Raw genomic sequence first — 1698 nt, forward strand, 5'->3', positions numbered from 1 at the left:
TTCCGTAATGTAGCTCTGATTTGGTTTTTGTTTTCCTCAAAAACAGTCTAACCAAATTAACCTACGGTGTTACGAGTAAGGAGCTAGTTTCGTTCATGATAACTCGGGCTTGCGTGATGTCCTAACCCTTGTCCAGCTCCGGCGGCTAGCCCCTCGAGGTCATAAGCTAAATGGTCCAAGAAGGCAAAGAACGCCTTCCCGGCCCATTCATCTTATGCTTGTCGGGTCTGAGCAAGCCGCCTCCGCTTTTCGTGGTTTCCCGCAGGAGTCAAGTGCCTTCCGCTTCAATCCACTCTGTGGTTCTGAATAGGGATAGAGTATGAGTGAAGTATTTTAATTTAGATAAACTTCTTTTACAAATGCCCACTACCCATTTTAAAAGATATTAATGAGGAAGCTAAAAAAGACATAAACCATAATATCTATTGCAAACAAGCAATATCTGGCTTATAATATATATTCGTGACGGTTATTCATTTCTTGCCCTCGTGGTGCAACGGATAGCACGTAAGATTCCGGTTCTTAAAATGGGGGTTCGATTCCCTCCGAGGGCGTAGTTGAAAGAATGATATGAAGGTGTTTCTACAAGTTTTTAATTTGTGGAAGCACCTTTTTTCGTTATATAATGTTCCTATTCTGAAGAAGCGTAGATCAATATCCTGTATGATTATGAGTCATATACATATGAAGGAGACAAAGCACGTAAAGAACGCTTATGCGTGGAAATTTGTTTTGGAAGAAGCTATTTCGCCTTATATGAGAAGATTTGGAGAAGAGGAAACTCGTTGATATAGCAAAGGAGAACAATCTATAACCGGGGATGGTGGATTAGAATGAAAGATTTTATAGCTTTTGATTTTGAAACGGCTAATCGTGCAAGACACAGTATATGCTCAGTAGGAATGGTATTTGTAGAAAATGGTGAAATTGTTGATTCAATCTATCAATTAATCGATCCAGAAGAGAAGTTTGATCATTTTAATATCAAAATACATGGAATTAAACCACAAGATGTTCAAGGCGCGATGACGTTCGATGCTTTCTATCATTCTATCAAGGGTAAAATAGAGAATAAGTTGATGATTGCTCATAATCTTTCCTTCGATGGATACGCTTTGAGGGATAATTTAGTCCGTTATGAAATGAAGCCCGTATACAACCAATTCCTCTGCACATATCAAATGTCCAGAAAAATGGTGAAGGGCCTTCCCGCCTATCAGCTATCGTCTATGTGTAATTACTTTGGAATCGAATTAGATAATCATCATCATGCCGCAGATGATGCTAAAGCATGCGCTCAAATAATGCTAAAGCTAGCAGAAGAGTACAAGATCACGGACTTTGATGCTCTCTACAATAAAACTCGAATCAAACCGGGAGAAATATCCGAAGGCATCTATCGCTCTTCATTAGTAAGTAAATCGGCTAAATAACCCAACTTTCCGGAGAACCTTTTTCTTATTATGATTATCAATTGTGGCATCCTCCAGGGAGCTTTTTTAACATCAGCTTTTTATTCCATTGAATATTAATTAAGAGAATGGTGTTCTATGGATGGAGAACACCAACACCCTGACAGTTGATTGTAGCGGAAGGTGCTCGACTCCCTCGGGAAAGGTTATTATATCAGGGCTTACAACCGGTTTATTCTCTTTTAAAAATTTTTTAAGTATCATATTAGCCAAATGCATTCCCTTT

The 1698-nt window shown here is 38.9% G+C and carries 1 protein-coding gene and 1 tRNA gene; both read left to right on the plus strand.

The window, feature by feature from the left end; translation table 11 throughout:
- Positions 1-482: 482 nt before the first annotated feature.
- Positions 483-554: transfer RNA gene (locus tag V8G47_RS20685), tRNA-Arg, on the plus strand.
- 279 nt (positions 555-833) lie between these two features.
- Positions 834-1433: a 3'-5' exonuclease gene (locus V8G47_RS20690; protein ID WP_336201682.1), complete on the plus strand. Its 600-nt coding sequence runs from the start codon at positions 834-836 to the stop codon at positions 1431-1433.
- Positions 1434-1698: the final 265 nt, after the last annotated feature.

Source organism: Rossellomorea sp. LJF3 (assembly GCF_037046045.1).
GTDB lineage: Bacteria > Bacillota > Bacilli > Bacillales > Bacillaceae_B > Rossellomorea.